Annotated in this window: 2 protein-coding genes; one reads left to right on the top strand and one right to left on the bottom strand. The window is 42.6% G+C overall.

All coding sequences use genetic code 11. The annotated features are described in order from the left end of the window. Positions 1–1,030, top strand: a 1,030-nt coding sequence (locus PORUE0001_RS09605; RefSeq protein WP_007366257.1) for a hypothetical protein, incomplete at its 5' end; no start/stop codon positions are given. Between the two features lie 109 nt (positions 1,031–1,139). Here PORUE0001_RS09605 and PORUE0001_RS09610 read toward each other — a convergent pair. Beyond that, positions 1,140–1,712, bottom strand: coding sequence for a hypothetical protein (locus PORUE0001_RS09610; protein ID WP_039865909.1), 573 nt, complete (start codon positions 1,710–1,712; stop codon positions 1,140–1,142). Between the last annotated feature and the right edge of the window lie 317 nt (positions 1,713–2,029).

The following is a 2,029-nucleotide window of genomic DNA, read 5'->3' on the forward strand; positions in this document are numbered from 1 at the left end:
CTCTCCTGACAACAGTCAAATTCCTCCGATTGGCGACGTAGCGCAAGGCGAGAACGGCAACTACTATATCAATGGTGCGGACACAGGTATAGCAATTAAGCCTAATCATAAGCCCGTAGTAACTATCGTAGATGGTTACTACTACATTGATGGGGTGAAAACACCTGTTCCTGCACCACCAGCTCCTGTTGCGCCTCAATATCCTAACGGAGTGCTTGTGCCAGCTCTAAAAAAGCAAGGTAAGTACGAAGTGTTACTCATTAGTAAGTCTCCCGAGGTGACTTATACTGACCCAACAACAAATGAGAAACGAAAAGTTGTCGCCAACGGTGTGCGTATAGAAGATGGAGCTTGTCTCTATCAATGCCTCTCTCCTGATTCTGTCCCAGTGCCCTTTGCGACTATTAGTGGCTTACCCCGTATACCTGACAAGCGATACCAAACAGACAAGAATGGTTGCTTTGTTGTACCAGCCTCTGACCTTCCGATTAAGGGAAAGCCCGAGACTGGTGTCACCAAGTCTATCGTAGTAAATGGCAAGCAATTCTCCTCCGACAATACCACTTACGTTCCCTCTCGTATGATTGTCAAATTGATTTACAGCCATCACAAGGGATCTGCGTTTTATTTTCGCCTAACGCAGTGGGATTCAGAGGAGGCTGGAGGTAAGTTTGTTCCGCTGGTAACCCCACTCGATGGAGCGGTATATGGCAATCCTCAGAACTTTATTCTTTGGGCTACACGAGACAAGGCTAAGGGTATTGGTGTTAAAGCCGATTATGCTGCTCTTAAGCGCTCTATTGCCCACGGCACGTCCGATGGCTTTATTGTAGTTATCCTACCGAATGTTAGTATCTCTGATCCTAGTCTACCTGACTATGAACGCAAAGACCGCAAACCGCTCTTTCTTATGCTTGGCATGATGCGCTCCCCTTATTCAGACCGTCCTATTCGTACTTTGCAACTCTTAGGAATGGCCGAAAAATCGTTTTGGGATAGTTTCACGGACTTCTTTACTCCCTTTGAGTAGTAAGTCTCTGTGTGGTATAATAAGTAGTTGCAAAACACAAAACACGGGCGATAGAGGTCTCTACCGTCCGTGTTTACTCTTATACTTACTTCTGCTAGTCTCTTCTAGCTTAGTTTATTTTCGACTTATACTCTTTGCTTTTATACAGAGCCTGATTATCGGGGTCGTATAGCTTAACGGTGTGACTTTCTTCTCTAGTGATTTTGCCATTTATCCTCTCCTGCCAAGTGTATGTGACGACTGTTGGAATCGGTTTCAGTGGATTAGGGTTATTGTCAAACTCGGGATCCTTCTCATATACATCTACAGGAACAAATGAGAATGTCAACCTAAGTTCGGAAAGTTCTGGTTTTTCATCGCTAGCCTTAACTTCAAAGACATATGATGCTTCTGTGTCTCCTTGAACCTTTACGTCTTCTTTAAAGTGTTCGTGTTTCAAATCTCCATTAACGTATAAGAGGTAAAATCCAAAAGCATCACAATTAAAGTATATGGGTTTATCCGCTTTGAAGGTCAGCCTTTGCTCTATTGTTGGAAGCTCTTGATTTGGCTTCTCTCTTTTATTCTCGGAGTTAGGCTCTTTCCAAACGCTACCTCCTCCACCGCCACAAGCGGTTAGAAGAGTAGTTACTAACAGTCCACATAGTACTGTTGCTAGGCTCCATTTTTTTGTCTTATTCATATCTCTATTTTTGGTTTGTTGGTTATCTAGATTACTGTTCCTTAACCTTTTACGATTAAGATTATCTGCTTCATCTCTACTACAAAGATAACAAAAAACTCTGACACTACCAAGTTTTTTCTAGCTAATTTCTATCCGTAAAAGAGGATTTAGCTATCTATCCTCTTGTCTATATGGAAAATAAGTCGTATATTTGCCCCTGTGATGAAGAGAGAGTTTCCACCTCCTTCCACTGAGGTCTTTGAAAGTGCCTGTTTGGCTACAAAATGGCTACACGATGTTTCACGAAATTCGTAGTACCCTATAAACGAGATGTT

Origin of the sequence: Porphyromonas uenonis 60-3 (assembly GCF_000174775.1) — a bacterium.
Classification (GTDB): Bacteria; Bacteroidota; Bacteroidia; order Bacteroidales; family Porphyromonadaceae; genus Porphyromonas; species Porphyromonas uenonis_A.